Source organism: Cellulomonas sp. NEAU-ZC6, from assembly GCF_056844425.1.
The window spans coordinates 433,021-454,162 of the sequence record NZ_JBXFYH010000002.1; the positions used below are offsets into that span (position 1 = coordinate 433,021).

Annotated in this window: 13 protein-coding genes; 12 read left to right on the forward strand and 1 reads right to left on the reverse strand. The window is 75.9% G+C overall.

Features of this window, described 5'->3' with window-relative positions:
• Positions 1 to 74: 74 nt before the first annotated feature.
• The 10 genes from AC1050_RS12165 to AC1050_RS12210 all read left to right on the forward strand — a co-directional run bounded on the left by AC1050_RS12165 (position 75) and on the right by AC1050_RS12210 (position 14,028).
• Complete coding sequence (locus AC1050_RS12165) at positions 75 to 581, forward strand: RNA polymerase sigma factor (protein ID WP_482387666.1); 507 nt, start codon at positions 75 to 77, stop codon at positions 579 to 581.
• Between the two features lie 101 nt (positions 582 to 682).
• Positions 683 to 2,131 carry a hypothetical protein gene (locus tag AC1050_RS12170; RefSeq protein WP_482387667.1) on the forward strand — a complete coding sequence of 483 codons (1,449 nt, stop codon included), beginning with the start codon at positions 683 to 685 and terminating at the stop codon, positions 2,129 to 2,131.
• A 120-nt stretch (positions 2,132 to 2,251) separates the two neighbouring features.
• The gene (locus AC1050_RS12175) at positions 2,252 to 2,788 is read left to right on the forward strand and encodes a hypothetical protein (RefSeq protein ID WP_482387668.1); all 537 of its coding nucleotides are present in this window, start codon (positions 2,252 to 2,254) and stop codon (positions 2,786 to 2,788) included.
• A 273-nt stretch (positions 2,789 to 3,061) separates the two neighbouring features.
• Positions 3,062 to 5,080, forward strand: coding sequence for a beta-galactosidase (locus AC1050_RS12180; RefSeq protein ID WP_482387669.1), 2,019 nt, complete (start codon positions 3,062 to 3,064; stop codon positions 5,078 to 5,080).
• Positions 5,081 to 5,214: 134 nt separating this feature from the next.
• Positions 5,215 to 6,459, forward strand: a complete 1,245-nt coding sequence (locus AC1050_RS12185; protein ID WP_482387670.1) for a sugar ABC transporter substrate-binding protein — start codon at positions 5,215 to 5,217, stop codon at positions 6,457 to 6,459.
• A gap of 98 nt (positions 6,460 to 6,557) precedes the next feature.
• Positions 6,558 to 8,210 (forward strand): ABC transporter permease subunit, encoded by a 1,653-nt coding sequence (locus tag AC1050_RS12190; protein WP_482387671.1) that lies wholly within the window; start codon positions 6,558 to 6,560, stop codon positions 8,208 to 8,210.
• Between the two features lies 1 nt (position 8,211).
• On the forward strand, positions 8,212 to 9,078 hold the full coding sequence (locus tag AC1050_RS12195; protein WP_482387672.1) for a sugar ABC transporter permease: 867 nt from the start codon (positions 8,212 to 8,214) through the stop codon (positions 9,076 to 9,078).
• An 89-nt stretch (positions 9,079 to 9,167) separates the two neighbouring features.
• Complete coding sequence (locus AC1050_RS12200; protein WP_482387673.1) at positions 9,168 to 11,825, forward strand: glycosyl hydrolase 53 family protein; 2,658 nt, start codon at positions 9,168 to 9,170, stop codon at positions 11,823 to 11,825.
• A gap of 129 nt (positions 11,826 to 11,954) precedes the next feature.
• Positions 11,955 to 12,965: a LacI family DNA-binding transcriptional regulator gene (locus AC1050_RS12205; protein WP_482387674.1), complete on the forward strand. Its 1,011-nt coding sequence runs from the start codon at positions 11,955 to 11,957 to the stop codon at positions 12,963 to 12,965.
• A 55-nt stretch (positions 12,966 to 13,020) separates the two neighbouring features.
• Positions 13,021 to 14,028, forward strand: a complete 1,008-nt coding sequence (locus tag AC1050_RS12210; RefSeq protein WP_482387675.1) for a 5'-3' exonuclease — start codon at positions 13,021 to 13,023, stop codon at positions 14,026 to 14,028.
• Between the two features lie 218 nt (positions 14,029 to 14,246).
• Here the strand turns inward: AC1050_RS12210 and AC1050_RS12215 are convergent, their stop codons facing one another.
• Positions 14,247 to 18,446: a S8 family serine peptidase gene (locus tag AC1050_RS12215; protein WP_482387676.1), complete on the reverse strand. Its 4,200-nt coding sequence runs from the start codon at positions 18,444 to 18,446 to the stop codon at positions 14,247 to 14,249.
• Positions 18,447 to 18,786: 340 nt separating this feature from the next.
• On the opposite strand from AC1050_RS12215, the gene AC1050_RS12220 reads away from it, so the two are divergent.
• Positions 18,787 to 20,481 (forward strand): M15 family metallopeptidase, encoded by a 1,695-nt coding sequence (locus AC1050_RS12220; RefSeq protein ID WP_482387677.1) that lies wholly within the window; start codon positions 18,787 to 18,789, stop codon positions 20,479 to 20,481.
• A gap of 103 nt (positions 20,482 to 20,584) precedes the next feature.
• Positions 20,585 to 21,025, forward strand: coding sequence for an OsmC family protein (locus AC1050_RS12225; RefSeq protein ID WP_482387678.1), 441 nt, complete (start codon positions 20,585 to 20,587; stop codon positions 21,023 to 21,025).
• Positions 21,026 to 21,142: the final 117 nt, after the last annotated feature.

Sequence of the window (21,142 nt, forward strand, 5' to 3'; positions counted from 1 at the left end):
AGGACGGACCCGGACGCGACACAGTAGGGGCACAGGCGCAGCCGTGCGCCCGGTCGTCGACCCGAGGGGATCGCGTGCACACCCGTCAGGAGCCCGCCACCGGCAGCGTCCGGGACGAGGCCTGGTTCGAGGACCTGTTCCAGCGGCACGCCGCCGCCGTGCACCGCTACCTGGTGCGCCGGGGCGCCGGGGCCGACGCCGAGGACCTCGCGGCCGACGTGCTGACGGTCGCGTGGCGCCGGCGCGCCGAGCTGCCCGACGGCATGGAGCTGGCCTGGCTCTACCGGACGGCGGGGTTCGTCCTGGCCAACCACCGGCGCAAGGGCCGCCCCGTCCCGGTCGCCGAGGTGCCGGACGAGCCCGACCCCGACGACCCGGCCGTCCGCGCGGTGCAGGACGAGCGCGTGCGCGAGGTGCTGGGGCGGCTCAGCGCCCGGGACCGCCAGGTGCTGCTGCTGACCGCCTGGGAGGGCCTGTCCGGCGACGACCTCGCGCTGGTGCTGGGCGTCACGCGCGGCGGCGCCGACGCGGCCCTGTCCCGTGCCCGGTCCCGGCTGCGCGAGGTCTGGGCCGCGGACTGACCCCGGGATCGGGCGCAAGGGTGCGCCGGCCGGGGACACAGACGGGGTGGAGGCGCCTCCTCCGCGAGGGCGGGGGCGCACGGACCACCAGGAGGGCACCCGTGGACGAGCACCGCGACCAGCATCCCGACGCCGACGACGCCTACGCCCGGCTGCAGGCCTCGGACCCCGCCGCCGACGCCCGCCTCGACACCGCCGCGCTGCGGGCCGCGGTCGCGCGCCGCGCCGGCGAGGAGGCGGACGGGGGGACGGACGACGCCGCCGTCACCCGGCTGGCACCGCGCCGCCGCACCCGGTGGCTGCAGGTGGCGGCCGTCGGCGTGGGCGCGGCGCTCGTGGCGGGCGCCGGGGGCTACGCCGTCGGCGCGGCCGACGGTGACGACAGTGGCATCACGGCCGCGGCGCCGATCACGCTGGGCGGCACGGGCACCGGGGGCCAGGAGGCGATGGCTGCGGACAGCGCCGCCGCCGCCGACATGCGGATCGCGCCCGGGTTCGGCCAGCGGGCCGTGTTCTCGTCCGAGGGACTCGCCGACGACGGCGGGTCCGCGCGGGCCTGGGCGCTGGACGCCGCCTCGGTGTTCTCGGCGGAGACCGCGGCACGGGTCGCGGGCGTGCTCGGCGTCGCCGGGGAGCCCGAGCAGCAGTACGGCGCGTGGACGGTCGGGCCGCAGGACGGCACCGCGCCGAACGTCACCCTGCAGCCGGACGGCAGTGCGAGCGTCAGCTACTACGACCCCACCCGGGACCCGTGGGCGTGCGTCGCCTCCGCCCCGGACCAGCCCGACACCGGCACGGCCGACACCGGCACGGCCGACGACGGCACGTCCGCCGCCGAGCCGGCGCCCGGCGCCGCGACGGTCGACCCGCAGCTGGTCGACCCCGCGCTGCCGTCGACCCCGGCGCCGGCCTGCGACGCGGTCGGGGTGGCGCCGACGGGGGACGCGGCGATCGGGCAGGTGCGCGACCTGCTCGCCGCGCTGGGCCTCGACCCCGACGGGTTCCAGTACGAGGTCGCCGACCAGGGCGAGCCGGCCGACACCCGCGCGGCGACGGTCCTCGCGGCCCAGGTGGTCGGTGACCAGCAGACCGGCCTCACCTGGAGCGTGACCCTCGTCGAGGACGGGGTGCAGGGGCTGTACGGCTCGCTCGCCCCGCTGGTCGACCTGGGCGAGTACCCCGTGGTCGGTGCGGCGACGGGCGTCGAGCGGCTGAACGACCCGCGGTTCGGTGCCGGCTACGGCGGCGTGATGCCGCTGGCGCGCGCAGGCGTCGCGGACGGCACGCGGACGGCGACAGACGTGCCGGAGACCTCCGGGCCGGCCGAGGCGACCCAGCCGACCGTCCCGCCGACCGCGCAGCCGGGGTCGGCGATCGCGTGGCCGGTGCAGCAGGTGGTCATCACCGGGGCCCGGCTCGGGCTCACCCAGGTGACCCAGGCGGACGGGGCGGCCCTGCTGGTGCCGGCGTACGAGCTCACCGACGCCGAGGGCTCGGCGTGGAGCGTCGTCGCCGTCGACGAGGGCTCGCTGGACCTCGCGGCCCGCTGACCGGCGTGCCCGGCCGCCCCGAGGCGGCCGGGCACCCGGCCCCCGCGCGACCGGGGCCGGCACGCGACCGGGGACCCCGCTCGGGTTGCCGACCGGGCCGGGAAGCGACACCGTCGGGTGATGGCCCGACGACACGACCACGCCGCCCGACGGACGATCATCGACCCCACCGTCGCCCACCCGCCGCGGCAGGGTCCGGCCGCGGCGGCCCGCGTGCGCGGCAGCGCGCTCGGGCTCGTCGTCCGCAGCGCCGTCCTCGGCGTGGCGTCGGGGCACCGCGCCTCGCTGGCGCTCGCGGCCCCGACGCTGGCCGACCCGCGACGCGGCAGGGTCGCGCGCCTGGGTGCCTGCCTCGGCGTCGTGGCCGAGCTGACGGGCGACAAGCTGCCGAGCACCCCGAGCCGGCTGGTCCCGCCCGGTCCGCAGAGCCGCGCGTTCGCCGCCGCGCTGGGCGGGGCGGCCCTGGCCCGGCAGCGGGGCCGCAACGTGCTGCTCCCGGCGGCCACGGCGGCGACGTTCTCGCTCGCGGGGACCGTCGGCGGGGCGGCGTGGCGCGCCTGGGCCGGCCGGCGCGGACCCGACCTGCGCGGGGCGCTCGCCGAGGACGCGGTCGCCGTGACGCTCGCGACGCTGGCCTGCCGCACCCGCCGGGGCTGACGCCGAGGCCGCAGTCCCGGCCCCGGCGCCGCCCAGCACCGCGCGGCGGTCCACCGGCGGCACGCGCGGCGCCGTGACCAGGCGATCCGTGACAGCCGGTCCGCGCCCGCGGCCGGGCCGCGGCGCGGCGCGCTCCTTCGCGCTGCCCGGGGACACGCCTGTGCTAGACCGTGCACGATCACAGTAAGGTCACGAATCTCCACAGATGCTCGCCCTCCCACACGCACGCCACCTACTGTGACCGTGCACAGCAACGCGAGGGAGCGACGACGGATGACGGAGTTCGGCTGGCCCACCGGGGGCATCGCCTACGGCGGGGACTACAACCCCGAGCAGTGGCCGCGCCACGTCTGGGACGAGGACGTCGCGCTGATGCGCGAGGCCGGGGTCAACCTGGTCAGCGTCGGGATCTTCTCCTGGGCGCTCCTCGAGCCGCGCGAGGGCGAGTACGACTTCGGCTGGCTCGACGACGTGCTGGACCTGCTGCACCGCAACGGCATCGCCGTCGACCTCGGCACCCCGACGGCCGCCCCGCCGGCCTGGTTCTACGACGCGTACCCGCAGGCGCGGGTCGTCACCCGCGACGGCGTCGCGCTCGGCCCGGGGTCGCGCGGCATGGTCTCGCCCAGCTCGCCCGAGTACCGCGCCGCGGCCGTCCGGATCGCCGGCCAGCTCGCCCGCCGGTACGCGCAGCACCCCGCGGTCGTGCTGTGGCACGTGCACAACGAGTACGGCGCCCCGGTCGGGGAGGACTTCTCACCGGCGGCGGTCGCCGCGTTCCGGGTGTGGCTGCGGAAGCGCTACGGCTCGCTCGAGGCGCTGAACGACGCGTGGGGCACCGCGTTCTGGGGGCAGCGCTACGGCTCCTGGGAGCACGTGGGCGCGCCCGCCGCCACGGCCTCCACCCCGAACCCCGCGCAGCGCCTCGACTTCGCGCGGTTCACCGACCACCAGCTGCGCGCCTGCTTCTGCGCCGAGCGCGACGCGATCCGCGAGCACGCCCCGCAGCCGGTCACCACCAACTTCATGGCGCACCAGTCCTGGAACACGGACCTGTGGCGCTGGGCGCAGGAGGTCGACGTCGTCTCCGACGACCACTACCTGTGGTCGCCCGACCCGGACGCGCACGTCGGCCTCGCGATCGCGGCGGACCTGACCCGCTCGGTGGCGCGCGGCAAGCCGTGGATGCTCATGGAGCACTCGACGTCGGGCGTGAACTGGCAGGGCCACAACATCGCCAAGCGGCCGGGGGAGATGCACCGCAACGCCCTGACCCACCTCGGCCGCGGCGCCGACGCGATCATGTTCTTCCAGTGGCGGGCCTCGCGCTCCGGCGCGGAGAAGTTCCACTCGGCGATGCTGCCGCACGCCGGCACCGGCTCCCGGGTGTTCCGCGAGGTCGTCGACCTGGGCGCCCGGCTCGGCCGGCTGGCCGAGGTGCAGGGCTCGCGGGTCCGCGCCGACGTCGCGGTCCTGTACGACTGGGAGTCCCTGTGGGCCCAGGACCTCGAGTGGCGCCCGTCGGACCGGCTCGGGTTCCGGGAGCGGGTCCGCGCCTACTACGAGCGCCTGTGGCGCGACGGCGTCGCGGTCGACTTCGCGCACCCCGAGGACGACCTGTCCGGCTACCGCCTGGTCGTCGCCCCGGCGTCGTACCTGCTGACCGCGGCCGCCGGGAAGAACCTCACCGGCTACGTCGAGCAGGGCGGCACGCTGCTGGTGTCCTGCTTCTCGGGCGTCGTCGACGAGGACGACGCGGTGCACCCGGGCGGGTTCGGCGCGCCGCTGCGCACGGTCCTCGGCGTGGCCGTCGAGGAGCTGCTGCCGATCCGTCCCGAGGACACCACCGCGGTCGACCTGGACGGCACGGCGCTGCCCACCGACGTCTGGAGCGAGCACCTCGTGCTGGACGGCGCCCAGGTGCGCGGCACGTACCGCGGCGGTCCCGCGGACGGCGGGCCCGCGGTCACCCGGCACGCGCACGGCGCGGGCACCGGCTGGTACGTCAGCACCCGGCTGGGCGTGGACGCGCTCGCGCCGGTGCTGGCCGCGGTCTACGCGGACGCCGGCGTCACCCCGACGGCGCCGGCGGACGGCGTCGAGCTCATGACGCGCCACGGCGCGGACCACGACTACCTCGTGGCGGTCAACCACCGCGAGGACGCCGCCACCGTGCAGGTGGCGGGCACCGAGCTGCTCTCGGACACGGTCGCCGAGGGCAGCTACCGGCTCGCGCCGGGCGACGTCGCGGTCTTCCGCACGTCGGCGACCACGCCGGGGGGTGGTCGCTGACCGACTCCCGCGCGCGGCCACCCGGGCCGCGCACGGGGCACTTCCGCGGGGACGCACCACGACCCCGCACACCCACCACGGGTCGCGACGACGCGACGACGCGTCGCGGCGACCCTCCTGGAAAGGACGTATCGATGCGCAGGCACTTCGCAGCCGGTGTCGCCGCCGTGGCGGCCGTGACCCTCCTCGCCGCGTGCAGCGGCGACCCCGCCCCGTCGACCTCCGAGTCGGCCCCCGCGGCGGACGGCGCGGCCGGTGAGCTCGTGATCTGGTCGGACGCCGAGCGCGCCGAGGCCATCAAGAACGCCGCGGCGGACTTCGAGGCCGGCACCGGCGCGACCGTCACGGTCGTGCAGAAGAACTTCGAGGACCTGCGGGCGGACTTCCTCGCCCAGGTCCCGACCGGGGAGGGCCCGGACATCACGGTCGGCGCGCACGACTGGCTCGGCGAGTTCGTCGAGTCCGGCGTGGTCGACACGATCAGCCTCGGGTCCCGGGCCGACGACTTCGAGCAGGTCACGCTCGACGCGTTCACCTACGACGGCCAGCTCTACGCGCTGCCCTACGCGCAGGAGGCGGTCGCGCTGATCCAGAACGTCGGCCTGGTCGGTGCCGAGGCGCCCGCCACGTTCGACGAGATGATCCAGATGGCCACCGACGCCGGCTTCGCCGAGCGGCCGTTCGTCCTCTACACGAACGGTGCGGAGGGCGACATGTACACGTCGTACGCCTTCCAGACGTCGTTCGGCGCCCCGGTGTTCGAGCAGGCGGAGGACGGCTCCTACACGACCGAGGTCGGCATGGGCGGCGAGGCCGGCCTGGAGTACGCCCGCTGGATCCACGCCAACGGCTCCGCCGGCACCGGCTACTTCACCGACACCGTCGACTACGACATCGGCAACGAGCTGTTCGCGTCCGGCCAGTCGCCGTTCATCGTCCAGGGCCCGTGGACCATCCCGACGTACCAGGACGCGGGCGTCGAGGTCGCGGTGCACCCGATCCCGTCGGCCGGCGGCGAGACCGCGGCCCCGTTCGTCGGCGTGCAGGGCTTCTACCTGTCCGCGCAGTCGTCGAACGCGCTGCTCGCCAACGAGTTCCTCGCGAACTACGTGGCGACGGACGAGGCGCAGCAGGCCCTCTACGAGGCGGACCCGCGCATCCCGGCGCTGACCGCCGTCGCGGAGGAGGTCGCGGGCGACCCGATCATCGCCGGTTTCCTCGCCTCGGCGCAGAACGGCGTGCCGATGCCGAACATCCCCGAGATGGGCGCCGTCTGGGACTACTGGAACGCCGCGCAGATCGCGCTGATCACCGGTCAGGACCCGGACGCCACGTGGACGTCCGCGGTCGGCAGCATCGAGTCCGCCATCGGCGGCTGACGGGGCCCGACCGCCTGATCGCCGCCCGGCCGGGGCGTCCCGCACGCCCCGGCCCGGCGGACCCCCGCACGACCCCACCCCTGCCACGAGGAGCAACGATGTCCGTCGGCCAGCGCACAGCGGAGCACCCGCCCGGGTCCCCGCCCGGCGAGCCCGGCACCCTGCCCGGGGAGCCCGCGCCTCGCGAGTCCCACGCCCGCGACTGGCGCGGCCTCGGCTGGGGCTTCCTCGTGAAGCTGCTGCTGATGATGGTCGTGAACGCCGCGGGCGTCACGGCGATCCTGTCGGCGTACCGCGTCGAGGCGTGGGCGGTCCTGGCCCTGCTCGTCGTGCTGCTGCTCGCGGCCGACTGGATCTACTTCGCCCGGAAGACCCTGCCGCTGAAGTACCTGCTGCCCGGCCTGGTGTTCCTCGCCGTGTTCCAGGTGTTCACGCTGGGCTACACGGGCTACGTCGCCTTCACCAACTACGGCACCGGGCACCTGGGCTCCATGCAGCAGGCGGTGGACGCCGCGCTGATCCAGGACGAGCGGCAGGTCGAGGACTCGCCGGAGTACCCGCTCGCGGTGGTCCGCGACGGCGACGCCCTCGGCTTCGCGGTCGCGGACGCCGAGGCGGACGAGGTGCTGGTCGGCACCGCGGAGCAGCCGCTCGAGGTGGTCGACGGCGCGCAGCTCGACGACCGCGGTGCTCCCGCGGTGGTCCCCGGCTGGGAGGTCGTGCCCCGGGCGCAGCTGTTCTCCGACGCCGACCTGCAGGAGGCCGTCGTGGCCCTGCGGGTGCCGGTGTCCGACGACGCCGAGGACGGCTCGCTGCGCACCCGGGAGGGCGCGACGGCCGCGGTGTACACGTCCAGCCTGGTCTGGGACGCCGACGCGCAGACGATCACCGACACCGAGACCGGCGTCGTCTACAGCGCGAGCGACCGGGGCCAGTTCGTCAGCCCCGACGGCGACCGGCTCGCGGCCGGCTGGTACGTGAACGTCGGCTTCGACAACTTCGTCCGGGCGTTCACCGACGCGGCGTACGCGGGCCCGCTGCTCAAGGTGGCGGTGTGGACCTTCGCGTTCGCGACGCTGACGGTGCTCACCAGCTTCGGGCTGGGTCTGCTGTTCGCGCTGATCTACAACGACCCGCGCATCCGCGGCCGCAAGGTCCTGCGGACGATCTTCATCCTCCCGTACGCGTTCCCGGCGTTCATGTCGGCGCTGCTGTGGCGGGGGATGCTCAACTCCGAGTTCGGCGTCGTCAACGAGTGGTTCTTCCTCGGGGCGGACATCAGCTGGCTCGGCGACCCGTGGCTCGCGAAGCTCGCGATCCTCTGGGTCAACCTGTGGCTCAGCTACCCGTACTGGTTCCTGGTCACCACCGGCGCGCTGCAGGCGCTGCCCGGCGACGTGATGGAGGCCGCCCGGGTGGACGGCGCGGGGCGCTGGCGGCAGTTCCGGTCGATCACGCTGCCGATGCTGATGGTCTCCACCGCGCCGCTCGCGATCGCCTCGTTCGCCTTCAACTTCAACAACTTCACGATCATCTACATGCTGACCGGCGGCGGCCCCGCGTTCCCCGGCACCAGCACCCCGATGGGGTCGACGGACATCCTCATCTCCGCGATCTACCAGATCTCCGGGGTCTCGGGCGGGCGGGCCGACTACGGCCTGGCCAGCGCCCTGTCGATCGTCGTCTTCGTCGTCATCGGCGTCGTCTCCGCCCTGGCGTTCCGCCGGACCCGCAAGCTCGAGGAGATCTGACATGGCTGGCACCGTGCGCACCCGGCGCTCCCGCTGGTGGGGCGAGGTCGGCTGGAAGTACCCGGTCGCCGTCGTCATCGTGTTCTACGCCGCGTTCCCGCTGGTCTACGCGCTGTCGGCGGCGCTGGACCCGAGCGGCTCCCTGGCCGGGTCCAGCACCCTGTTCCGGCAGGTCGGGCTGGACAACTTCGCCGCCCTGGGCGACACGATGTACTGGACCTGGGTGACCAACACCCTGCTGATCGGCGGGGTCGCGGCGTTCGGCGCGGTGCTGATGGGTGCCGCGGCGGCCTACGCGTTCTCCCGCTTCCGGTTCCGGGGACGGCGGGTCTCGCTGACCACCCTGCTCATCATCCAGATGTTCCCGCAGACCGTGGCGTTCGTCGCCGTGTTCCTGCTGCTGATCGCGCTGGGCAACGTGGTGCCGGCGCTCGGCGTGAACTCCCGGGTCGCGCTCATCTGCGTGTACCTGGGCGGGGCGCTCGGGGCCAACACGTTCCTCATGTACGGGTTCTTCAACTCCGTCCCGCGGGAGATCGACGAGGCCGCCACGATCGACGGCGCGAGCCACTCGCAGATCTACTGGCGGCTGATCATGCCGCTGGTGACGCCGATCCTCGCGGTGGTCGCCCTGCTGGCCTTCATCTCCGCGTTCGGCGACTTCATCCTGGCCCGCATCGTGCTGACCAGCGAGGAGAACTGGACCCTCGCGGTCGGCATGTACCAGTGGGTCTCGAACCAGCTGACCTCGCGCTGGGGGCTGTTCGCCGCCGGTGCGGTGATCGGCTCGATCCCGGTGCTCGCGCTGTTCCTGTCGCTGCAGCGGTACATCGTCGGCGGCCTGTCCGCCGGCTCCGTCAAGGGCTGACGCGGCCCGCCCGCACCCCGTACGGCACGACCCCGCCGGCGCACGGAGCGCCGGCGGGCGGATCGACGACGACCGGAGAGGACACGTCAGTGACGACGAGACCACGACGACGGACCGCCCCCGCCCTCGGCGCGGCGGCCCTGGCGGCGGTGCTGGCCCTCGGGACCACCGCCGGCGCGACGAGCGCCGCCGCGGCGGACCCGGAGCCGGTGCCGGCCGGCATCACGGTGCCGCTGGTGGACGGGATGGGCCCGGACTGGATCAACGGCGCCGACTTCTCCAGCGTGCTGTCGCTGGAGGAGTCCGGGGTCGTGTTCCGGGACTTCGACGGGCAGGAGGCGGACCTGTTCGAGGTCCTCGCCGACAACGGCGTGAACTGGGCCCGCATCCGGGTGTGGAACGAGCCGTTCGCCAGCGCCGACCCGGCTCAGGGCTACGGCGCGGGGAACGTGGACGCCGCCCGCGCGGTCGAGATCGGGAAGCGGGCCACGGCGGCCGGCATGCGCGTGCTGGTGAACTTCCACTACTCCGACTTCTGGGCGCACCCCGGCCAGCAGAGGTCACCGCGTGCGTGGCGGGGGATGGACCTGGACGCGCGGGTGCAGGCGCTGCACGACTACACGGCCGAGACCCTGCAGGCGTTCGAGGACGCCGGGGTGGACGTCGGCATGGTGCAGATCGGCAACGAGACCACGGGCGGCGAGGTGGCGGGCGAGTCCGGCTGGGACCGCACCGCCCGGCTGTTCCAGGCCGGGTCCCGGGCCGTGCGCGAGACGCTCGGCCCGGACGTCAAGGTCGCGGTGCACTTCACCAACCCCGAGCGGGCCGGCCAGTACGCGTCGGTCGCGAAGGCGCTGGACGACCGCGGCGTCGACTACGACGTCTTCCTCAGCTCGTACTACGCGTTCTGGCACGGGAGCCTCGCGAACCTCACCGCGGTCCTCGACCACGTCGCCACGACGTACGACAAGGAGGTCGGGGTGGCGGAGACGTCCTGGGTGCACACCCTGGAGGACGGTGACGGCACCCCCAACTCCGTGTCCACGGCGCCGAGCGCCTACTCCGCGTCCGTGCAGGGCCAGGCCCTCGCGGTCCGGGACGTGATGCAGGCGGTGGCGGACGTGTCCGGCGGCCGCGGCATCGGGACGTTCTACTGGGAGCCCGCGTGGCTGCCGGTCGGCCCGCCGGACCAGCTCGAGGCGAACCGGGAGCTGTGGGAGCAGCACGGGTCGGGGTGGGCCAACCCCGCGGCGCAGGAGTTCTACGACCCGGACGGCGCCCTCGGCGGTGTGTGGGCCGACGAGTACGGCGGCTCCGGCTGGGACAACCAGGCGCTGTTCGCGTTCGACGGCACGCCCCTGGAGTCGCTGCGGGTGTACGACTACGCCCGCACCGGGTCGGTCGCGCCGCGGCAGGTGGACGCCGTCGAGCAGCCGCAGCTGACCGTGGCCGCGGGCGACCCGGTCGTGCTGCCCGGCACCGTGCGGGTCGCGTACACCGACGGCACCGCCGAGGCGGAGGCCGTGACGTGGCGGGGCGACCCGGCTTGGGTGCTCGGCCCGGGCGGCTACACGTTCGACGGCGTCACCGCCGGCGGGCACCCGACGACCGCCACGGTCACCGTGCTCGCGGACGCCGCCGCGGGCGCGAACCTCGTGGTCAACCCCGGCTTCGAGGACGGCACCGCCCCCTGGACCGGCACCGGCACGGGGTACACGATCAGCTCCACGGACGACCCGTACGCGGGGGCCCGGTCGACGCACTTCTGGTCGGCGACCCCGTACGCGTTCACGGTCGAGCAGACCGTGCGCGACGTGCCGCCGGGCCGGTACCGGCTCTCCGCGCGGGTGCAGGGCGGCGACACCGGTACGGGCGACACCGTCCGGCTCGTCGCGAGCTCCGGGATCTCCTCGGTGACCGCGGACGCCCGGCTGCAGGGGTTCGTGAACTGGCAGCACCCGCAGACGGCGCCGATCACGGTCGCCGCCGACGGCGTCGTGGTGGTGTCGGCGTCGTTCGACCTCGGCGGGGGCGCGTGGGGCACGCTCGACGACGTCGCGCTCGTGGCGGTCCCCGACGCGCCGGCCGTGGACACGGCCCCGCTGCAGGGGCTGGTCACCGACGCCGAGGGCGTGGACCGCGACGCGTACACGGCGGACTCGGTCACCGCCCTCGACCGGGCCCTGGAGCGGGCGGCGTTCGTGCTGCGGGCCGTGACGCCCGCGCAGGCGAGCGTCGACGGCGCGGCCGAGCAGCTCCGCACGGCGCTCGCGGGCCTGGCCGCGGTGCCGGGTCCCGGCCCGACCCCCGGCCCGAACCCGGGTCCGACGCCCGGCCCGACGCCCGGACCCGGCCCGGTCGAGCCCGCGCCGGCGCCGAGCATCGCCGCCTCGGCCACCACGCTGCGGCCCGGCGACCGCGTCACGCTCACCCTGGCGCACGTCCCCGGCGCCGAGGCCGAGGTCGGGATCGCGTCCGCGTACCGCCGGCTCGCGACGGTGCCGCTGGCCGACGGTGCCGCCACCGTCACGGTGACGGTCCCGCTGGACGTCACGGCCGGGACGCACCACCTGCAGGTCCGGGACGAGGACGGCGCGCTGCTCGCCGAGCTGCCGGTCACGGTCCTCGCGGCCGGCGGCGCGCTGGCGAGCACCGGGGCGACCGTTGGGCTCGCCCTCGCGGGCGCCGTCGCGCTGCTGGGCGCGGGGGCCGGGCTGGTGCTCGTCCGCCGCCGGGCCCGTGGCTGACCGCCGGTGACGGGGCAGGGGGTGCCGGCGCCCGGCACGGGTCCGCGGCACCCCCTGCCCGCCGACGCGGGGGAGCGCACCGGCGTGCTGCGCCGGGCCGCCCGCGGCGGAGCCGTAAGGTCAGGGTTCGTGGACACGACCGCGCGCCGGCGCCCGACCATCCGCGACGTCGCGGCGGCCGCCGGCGTCTCCCGGGGCACGGTGTCGCGGGTGCTGAACGGCGGCCACTGGGTGTCGCCGGAGGCGCTGGCCGCCGTCCAGGAGGCCATCCGGTCCACCGGGTACTCCGCGAACCAGCACGCGCGCAGCCTCGTCACCGGGCGGTCCAACTCGGTGGCGTTCCTGCTGACGGAGCCGCAGCACCTGCTGTTCGAGGACCCGACCTTCTCCATCCTGCTGCGCGCCGCCGCCGAGGCGCTCGCGGCCCGCGAGATGCCGCTGCTGCTCATGGTCGCGGGCACCCAGCAGGAGCGCCGCCGCATCACCGAGTACGTCGCCGCCGGGCACGTCGACGGCGTCCTGCTGATCTCCTCGCACAAGGGCAACCCGGTGGTCGGGGACCTGCTGCGCCAGGGCGTGCCCACCATCGCGTGCGGCGAGCCCCTGGGGTACGAGGACCGGATCGGCTGGGTGTCCGCCGACGACTTCGGCGGGGCCCGGCGGATGACGTCGCACCTGCTGTCCCGCGGGCGCACCCGGGTCGCCACGATCACCGGCCCGCAGGACACCCCCGGCGGCCTCCGGCGGCTGGCGGGCTACCGCGAGGCGCTCGGCGACGCCTACGACGAGAGCCTGGTCGCGCACGGCGACTACACCCGCGGCAGCGGCCAGGTCGCGATGCGCGCGCTGCTCGAGCGCCGGCCGGACCTGGACGCGGTGTTCGTCGCGTCCGACCTGATGGCCGCCGGGGCGCTGGTGGCGCTGCGCGAGGCCGGACGCTCCGTGCCGGGCGACGTGGCGGTCGGCGGCTTCGACGACTCCGGCCTCGCCGCCACCCTCGAGCCGCCGCTGACCACGATGCGCCAGCCGTTCGAGCGGATCGCCGCGGAGATGGTGCGGCTGCTGCTGGAGGTCGTCGAGGGCGCGGAGCCCGCGCGCATCACGCTGCCGACCTCGCTGGTGGAGCGCACGACGACCTGACCGGTGCGCCGGAGGGCGCGCGACGCGGCCCGGGGGCGTCGCGTAGGTTCGCCGCATGGCCGACCGTCACGCGCTGATGCTGCTCGACTCCGCGTCCCTGTACTTCCGGGCCTACTACGGCGTGCCCGACTCGGTGAAGGCACCCGACGGCACGCCGGTGAACGCCGTGCGCGGGCTGCTCGACATGATCGCCCGCCTGGTCACCGACCACCGCCCCGACCGCCTGGTCGCGTGCTGGGACGAGGACTGGCGCCCCGCCTTCCGGGTGGCGGCGATCCCCTCGTACAAGGCGCACCGCGTCGTGGGCGGCGCCGACGCCGCGGCGGCGGCGGAGGCCGGCGGCGCCGTGGCGGCCGAGGAGGTGCCCGACACCCTCGCGCCCCAGGTCCCGGTGATCGCCGAGGTGCTCGCGGCCCTCGGCATCGCGCGGGCCGGCGCGGCCGGCTACGAGGCCGACGACGTCATCGGCACGCTGACGGCCCGCGAGGTCGCGCGCCCGGCGGGGGAGCGGTCGCCCGTGCTCGTCGTCACCGGTGACCGCGACCTGTTCCAGCTGGTCGACGACGCCGCGCCCGTCCGCGTGCTGTACACCGTCCGCGGCATCAAGGACATCGAGGTGGTGGACGGCGCGCGGCTGCGCGAGCGGTACGCGGTGGCGTCCGGTCCGGCGTACGCCGACATGGCGGTGCTGCGGGGCGACCCGAGCGACGGCCTGCCGGGCGTGCCGGGCATCGGGGAGAAGACCGCGGCGGCCATGCTCGCCACGTTCGGCGACCTGCCCGGCATCCTCGCGGCGCGCGACTCCGGGGACGCGGGCCTCACGGCGACCCAGCGCCGCCGGCTGCTCGAGGCGGACGCCTACCTGGCGGTCGCGCCCGCGGTCGTCCGCGTGGCCCCCGACGCGGACGTCGAGCTGGCCGGCGCGCCCGGGGTCCCCGCCGACCCCGACGCCTTCGTGCTGCCCCGCGAGCCCGCGGACGGCGCCGCGCTGGTCGACCTGACGGAGCGCTGGGGCCTGGAGTCGAGCGTCCGCCGGGTCCTGTCCGCCCTCGCCAACCGCTGACCCCGGCGCGTCGGGCCCGGGGCGGTCGTCGCCCCCGGCACGCCGAAGGGGGTCACCGCCCCCGGTGACCCCCTCGCGGCGGGGTCGCTCCTGGATCTCCCCGGAACGATCCCGCCGCCCTCAGCACGGGTGGTGCGGCGTGGCCGGCGCTGCGGGCATCCCCCGTGCCCGCGGCGTCCGCCGCGCCACCCGTGTGCGTGTCGCGGTGCTGGTGCTGGTCAGCGCACCCGCAGCACCCCCACCGTCAGCGTCGGGGTGTAGCCGCCGTCGCCGGTGTACAGCGCGGTGACCGTGGTGGTCCGGCTCAGCGCCGGCAGGGTGACCGTGGCGGCGCCGTCGGTCAGCGGCACCGTGGCCACCGGCCGGATGCCGGCGAGCACCGTCACCTTGCCGCCCGCGACCGGGGCGCCCTCGCCGCTGCCGCGGACCGTGACGGTGACCTCCGGCGTGGCGCCGCGGGCGACCGTCCAGGACGGCGTGCCGATCTCGATCGTCGGCACCGTGGCCAGCACGCGGTAGGCGCGCTGGGTCGTCGACGTGCCGACGTCCGTGCTGCCGGTGTAGACGGCGGTCAGCGTGTGCGAGCCGGCCTTGAGGTCCCGCGGCAGGGCGATCGTCGCCGTCGCCGCGGTGCCGGTGCCGGCCACGAGCTCGCCGGTCGCCAGCACGGTGTCGCGCTCGCGGATCTCCACGGTGCCGGTGGGCGTGACGCCCTGGCCCGTGACGGTCACGGTGGCGTTGACCTCGGAGCCGTACCGGCCGGAGTTCTGCGACAGCGTGACCTTGGTCGTCGAGCCCGCCTTCGTCACGTCGACCGCGACCGGCTCGGAGGTCGAGCCCGCCCACGCCGCGCTGTCCGGGGTGAACACGGCCGTGAGGCTGTGCGCACCACCGCCCAGTCGGGCGGTAGCCGTCGCGGTGCCGCCCGAGACGGGGGCGGTCGCGATCTCGGTCTCGCCCTCGCGGAACGACACCGTGCCCGTGGCCTCGGCCGGGGCGACCGTGGCGGTCAGCGTGAGGTCCTTGCCGACCCGCGCCGGCCCGGTGACCGCCAGCGTCGTGGTGGTCGCCGTCGCGGCCGGCACGGCGACGTCGAGCACCTGGGCCCGGGTCGTCGGGTCGGCGTTGTGGCTGTGCAGCACGAGCAGCCGGTCCGTGGTGACCGCCGAGGTGGTCGACCGGTGGGTGGTGATCTCCGTGTCGTCCGCGCCGACGTACCAGAGCGCGTCGGTGACCCCGGCGTCGAACCAGTACGGCGGGTCGAACGGGTCGACGGTGAACGGCTCGGTGGCGTCGACCTGGCCGCCGGGGTCGGCGGCGTAGTCGGAGTAGGTCCAGACGGTGACCGACGGGGTGGCGCCGGGCTCCAGGCCCAGCGCCGCGATGCCGACCGGGGCGACCAGGACCGAGTTGTCGAACACCGTGGTGTCGACGTCCCCGAAGTACCCGTTGACGGCCTGGACGTCGAGCGTCTCGCCGGTGTCGTAGTCGCCCGTCACGGCCACGGTGACGTCGGTGGCCTCGTTGAGCTTCTGCACGACGGTCTGGGCGTCGGGCGTGCCGTCCGCGTCGAGGTCCCAGTCGACGACCGGGAGCACGGCCTGGCCGAGCGTGGCCCAGTCCCCGTCGACCGCGATGCCGACGCCGAGGTAGCCCTCGGCGGGGTCGCCCCCGGCGGCGGCGTGCTGCGGCGCGGTGGACGCCCAGCCGGCCCAGCGCAGGTCGCCGGACGCCACGGCCGACTCCGAGGTGACGAAGCCGGGCACGTCCTCCAGCTGAGGGCTGGTGGCGCCCAGGTTGAGCGGCGCGACCAGGGAGGTCCAGCCGCCGGAGTCGACGCCGCGGCCCGACAGGGTCAGCGGCGCGGTGCCGGCCGCGGCGTCCGCGAAGGCCAGCGGGTCGGCGGTCAGCTCGGAGACCAGGCGCGGGGCGGCCTGCACCGGCACGCGCAGCTCCGAGTCGCCCGAGGTGAGCACCAGGCGGCCGGACAGCGCCGCCACGTACTCGCGGGGGACCCCGCCCTGCGACGTGGCGGAGGTCGGGTCGAGCTCCCGCTCGAGCGTGGCCGGGTCGGCGGTCAGGGTCAGCGTGACCAGCCGCTGCTGCCCGGCCGGGACCGTCAGCGTGGCCGGCGAGGTGGTGATGGTCGCGCCGCCGGTGGTGGTCGCCGCGGCGAACGCGGTGCCGTACTCGACGGCCGCCGACCCGGTGTTGTGCACCGTCACGGTCTTGCGCAGGGTGACCGGCGCGTCGGCCACGTCGACGACCCCGAAGGTCACGGAGACCTGGTCCGGGTCCTCCGAGCCGTACGCGAGCACGGTGTCGGCGACGGCGGCGCGGGCGTCCACCCGGCCGGAGCCGACCCGCTGCGGGCCGTACGCCGTGCCGGACTGCCGGGCGCCGGTCCAGACGTCGTGCGTGGCGGTGTTCATCACGGCCGCCTTGACCTGGGCGGGCGTCCAGCCGGGCTGGGTGGCGCGGACCAGGGCCGCGATGCCCGCCACGTGCGGCGAGGCCATCGAGGTGCCGGACAGCGAGTGCGCGGCGGCGCCGGTGCCGGAGGCCGCCGAGAAGATCAGCGTGCCGGGCGCGGCCACGTCGGGCTTGATGATGCCGAGCGAGCCGTGCGCCCCGCGCGACGAGCCGGGGTTCAGGGCGTCGCCGATCTCGTCCGAGGTGACGGTCCCCGCGAGCGACGGGCCGATGTGCGCGGTGACGCCGCCGGCCTGGATGGCGGGCAGCAGCGCGTCGGTGGACGAGGCGGTCAGCTGGGCGCCCGGGATGGTCGGGTTGCCGGAGATGCCGGCCGAGAAGACGGTCGACTCCGTGCCGATCAGGACGCCGACCGCACCGGCGGCCTCGGCGGCGTTCCAGCGGGCGACGCTGCCGCAGGCGCGGGTGGCGTCGTCGTCGTCCCACCACAGGTAGACGATGTTCCCGGCGATCTGCGGGGCGTAGTCGGTGAGCGGGGTGCAGCCGTCGACGCCGTCGCCCAGGTAGACGACGGGGGCGGTGACGTCCTCGGTGCCGGTGTAGGCGATCGAGTTCTGCGCCGCCCAGGTGCCGACCGCGGCGGGGTCGGGCGCGGCGGTGACCTCGACGCCGTCGTACGTCTGCGGGCTGCCCACGGAGTTCGCGACGGTCAGGCCGGACGCGGCCGAGCCCGGGGAGCCGCCGACGTCGGTGATGTCGGCCGAGTTGCCGGCGGACAGCACCGCGAGCGTGCCGAGGTCGGACAGCCGGTCGATCAGCAGGTTGTCCGGGTCGTCGGACGGGGTGGCGGAGGCGCCGAGCGACAGGTTCACCACGTCGAGGTGGTCGTTGAAGTCGCCGTCGCCGTCCGGGTCCGCAGCCCAGTCGAGCGCGAGGCCGGTCAGGTCGGTGGACCCGCCGATGTCGCCGAACACCTTGAGCCCGTAGAGGCCGGCGCCGGGCGCGGAGCCCGGCCCGACCTGCCAGTTGGACAGGTCGGTGAGGTCGGCGTACTCGCCCCGGAACGTGGTGCCGTCGGGCTGCACGCCGTACCCGGCGGCGGTGCCGGCGACGTGCGTGCCGTGGCCGGAGTTGTCCGACGTGGAGAGGCTGTCGATCGGGTTCGCGTCGGGCGACGGGGTCGTCGTGGCGCCGGGCAGCTCGGACGCCGGGTCGGCGTCGTACAGCGGGCCGGCGAAGTCGTACCCGCCCAGGTACTTGGCCGGGTCGTACAGCCCCTCGGGCACCGGCTGGGTGCCGTCCTCGCCGTACGCGGCGGCGTACGCCTCGACCGTGCCGGGGCCGCCGAACGCGGCGTGCGTGTAGTCGATGCCGGTGTCGATGACGCCGATCCGGACGCCCTCGCCGGTCTGGCCCGTGTCCTGCCACACCTGCAGCGCCCGCGTGAACGCGTCGGAGGAGGAGTTGTCGGCCGTCTTGGTGGTCACGCGGTAGACCGCGACGACCTGGTCGGAGCCGGCCAGGTCGCGGACCTGCGCGGCGTCGCCGGTGACCAGCGTCCCGGACACCAGGTTGGACAGCGTCGCGATGCGCTGCGGCGCCACCGCGGCGGCCCGGGCGCCGGTGGACTCCTCGGGGACCACCGCCTCGGCGACCTGCGCGACCTGCTCGGTCGCCTCGAGCACCGCGGCGGCGTCGCCGCCGTCCTCGGCCACGTCCAGGCCCGACGGGGTGTCCAGCTGGACGAAGGCGGTGACCGTGCCCTCGGCGTCGGCGAGGCCGGGGGCGACCTTGCCCTCCAGCGGTGCGAGGACGTCGTCGGGCGCGACCGGGTCGCCCGCGCCCTGCGCGAGCCCGTTCGGCGCGGACGGCGCCGCCGGGCTGGTCGTGCCGGGCGTGGCCGAGGCGACGCCGCCGGCCCCGAGCGTGGTGGTGGCGGCGAGCGCCAGGACGGTCAACGAGGCACGGAGCGGGCGTCGCGTCATGGGATTCCGTTCTACGGGCAGGGCGGACCTGCACGGTCATGACTGAGCGTCATGCCGGAGGTGACTGCGGGCTCACGATACGAAGTTCTGGGCGATTCGTCACGGTTTCCCCACACATTGGTCGCTCAGCGTCCGCACAGGCGTCGCTAGGATGGGTGACCTGGGCCACACCCGGGGCGGGTCGACGCCCTGACCAGCGACGGCGGGCCGGCACCCGCGACGCCGCGCGAGCGTGTGCGCATCCTGTGAAGATCGCGCCGGAGCATCGTCACGGGATCTTCGCGACCTGGTCGCGTCCCTCACCAACGGCCCCGAGGTCCGCTGCCTAACCTCGACGACCGTGAGTGACAGCATGCCCGCCGCGCGGCACCCGTCCCGCGGCCGGCACGCAGCCCCGCGCGACCTCGCGGACCCGGCCGACGCCACGCACGCCCAGCCCCACCGTCACGGACGGGAGACGGGCGCGGACGTGCCCGGCGGCCGGATCGCCGCCGCAGCGACGCCCGCCCCGATCCCGACCGAAGGTGCAGCCCCCGAGCCCGTGACGTCTTCGCCCGCCACCCCTGACACCACCGCCCCCGAGCAGACCGCCGCCCCCGACCCGACCGCCGCCCCGGTGCGGGCCCGCGGTCGTCGCGCGGCCGCCCCGTCGGACGCGTCCCCGGACCTCGCCCGTGCCGGTGCGCCGTCCGGCCGTCGTGCCGCCGCCCCCGGCGGCCGCCGTGCCGCCGCCTCGTCGTCGGCCACCCGCGGCAGCCACCGCGCCGACGGCCGTCCGTCCGTGCGCACGCCCTCCCGCGGCGTCCCGGTCGCGACCCTCGCCTCCGCCGACGCGCCCCTCAACCGCGCCGACCGCCGGCGCCGTCGCGCGCCCCGCCGGTCCGCGACCCGGGTCGCGCAGGGCGCCGTCGCCGTCGGCCTGGCGCTCGGCGTCGGCGGCTTCGCCCTGACGCCGACCGCCGCCCAGCGGGCGGCCGCCGGTGCCGAGGGCGCCGCCACCACCGAGGAGGACGCCGCCGCCGTCGAGGCGACGCCGCGGCTGTCGTCCGACGTGGTGCAGGAGCGGCAGGCCGCCGTCGTGCTGGCCAGCTCCACCGTGCAGCAGGCCGACACCGTCAAGGCGGACGCCGTCGCGTCCGCCGTCCCCGCCGAGGCCGTCACGCCGCTGTCCACCGCGGTCGCCGAGCTCGACACCCTGATCGCGGCGACGCAGTCCGAGCAGCCCGCGATCACCGCCCTGGAGGGCGAGCGGGCCGCGGCGCCGGTCCTGAGCGGCGAGGTGCTGGCGTCCGCCGTCGAGCTGGCCGGGTCCGACGCGCTGGCCGACGCGGCCGCCGCCGACGGCGCGACCTCGACGTCCGACGAGGCCGCCGCCGAGCCGACCGCCGAGCCCACCGAGGAGGCCGGCGGGACCGACGCGGCCGCCGACGCCGAGGGCGACGACCTCACCGGCACCGCGGCGGACGTCGCGGCGACCCCCGAGGACCCGGCCGCGGCGCGCCTCACGGCGGCCGTCGACCGGGTCGCCACCCTCACCGCGGAGCTGCAGGTCGTCACGCAGCAGACGCAGGAGGCAGCCGCTGCCGCCGCTGCGGCCGCGGAGGCCGCCCGCAAGGAGGCGCAGCGCACCTCGCTCGACTCCTACAGCAACGGGCAGATCCCCGCGTCGGCCCTGGCGGACCTCGCGTTCGCCCCCGGCCAGCAGCTGCGCGCGGACGCCGCCGAGTCGCTCGAGCAGCTCAACGTCGCCTTCACGGCCGCGTTCGGCACCAACCTCGTGATCACCGACTCCTACCGGTCCTACGGCCAGCAGGTCGCCTGCCGCGCGCAGAAGGGCAGCCTCTGCGCGACTCCCGGCACGTCCAACCACGGCAACGGCACGGCGATCGACCTGGGCGGCAACGCGTACTCGTTCGGCACGGACCAGCACGACTGGATGCTCGCGCACGCCGAGGAGTACGGCTGGACGCTCCCGGACTGGGCCCGCGCGACCGGCTCCAAGCCGGAGCCGTGGCACTGGGAGTACGTGGGCTGACCGTCCTCGCGGGACGCGCGTGCATCGGCGGGCCGGCCCGCCTAGCGTGGGCGTGGCGCCGGCCGGCCGGCCGGGCGCCCACCCGCCCGTGAGGAGCCACGACATGCCCACACGCACCGCTCGCACCGCCTGGAACGGCACCCTCAACGAGGGTGGCGGCCAGGTCGAGCTGACCAGCTCGAAGGTCGGCACCTACGACGTGTCGTTCCCGAAGCGCGCGGCCGAGGACGCCGGGGGCACCACCAGCCCCGAGGAGCTCATCGCCGCCGCGCACTCGTCGTGCTTCGCGATGCAGCTGTCCGCGGTGCTCGCCGAGGCCGGCGGCACGCCCGAGTCCCTCGAGGTCACGGCCGACGTCTCGCTCGGCCCGGACCCCGCCGGCGGCTTCCGCATCACCGGCATCGCGCTGAAGGTCCGCGGCGAGGTCAGCGGCCTCGACGAGGCCGGCTTCCTCGCGGCCGCGGAGAACGCCAAGGCGACCTGCCCCGTCAGCAAGGCACTCACCGGCACCGAGATCACGCTGGACGCCGCGCTCGAGAGCTGAGCACCCCCGTACGTGCGCCCCCGCGCCCGGCCCGACGGCCGGACCCGGGGGCGTCGTCGTCCGGCGCACCCGGCCGTGCCCCCGCCCGGGTGCTGGACGCGTGCCCCGCCCGGTCCG

Excerpts from the sequence above, each read along its gene's own strand:
- AC1050_RS12175 (WP_482387668.1), top strand. The coding sequence starts at position 2,252 with ATGGCCCGACGACACGACCACGCCGCCCGACGGACGATCATCGACCCC.
- AC1050_RS12180 (WP_482387669.1), top strand. The coding sequence starts at position 3,062 with ATGACGGAGTTCGGCTGGCCCACCGGGGGCATCGCCTACGGCGGGGAC.
- AC1050_RS12185 (WP_482387670.1), top strand. The coding sequence starts at position 5,215 with ATGCGCAGGCACTTCGCAGCCGGTGTCGCCGCCGTGGCGGCCGTGACC.
- AC1050_RS12190 (WP_482387671.1), top strand. The coding sequence starts at position 6,558 with ATGTCCGTCGGCCAGCGCACAGCGGAGCACCCGCCCGGGTCCCCGCCC.
- AC1050_RS12195 (WP_482387672.1), top strand. The coding sequence starts at position 8,212 with ATGGCTGGCACCGTGCGCACCCGGCGCTCCCGCTGGTGGGGCGAGGTC.
- AC1050_RS12210 (WP_482387675.1), top strand. The coding sequence starts at position 13,021 with ATGGCCGACCGTCACGCGCTGATGCTGCTCGACTCCGCGTCCCTGTAC.
- AC1050_RS12215 (WP_482387676.1), bottom strand. The coding sequence starts at position 18,446 with ATGACGCGACGCCCGCTCCGTGCCTCGTTGACCGTCCTGGCGCTCGCC.
- AC1050_RS12225 (WP_482387678.1), top strand. The coding sequence starts at position 20,585 with ATGCCCACACGCACCGCTCGCACCGCCTGGAACGGCACCCTCAACGAG.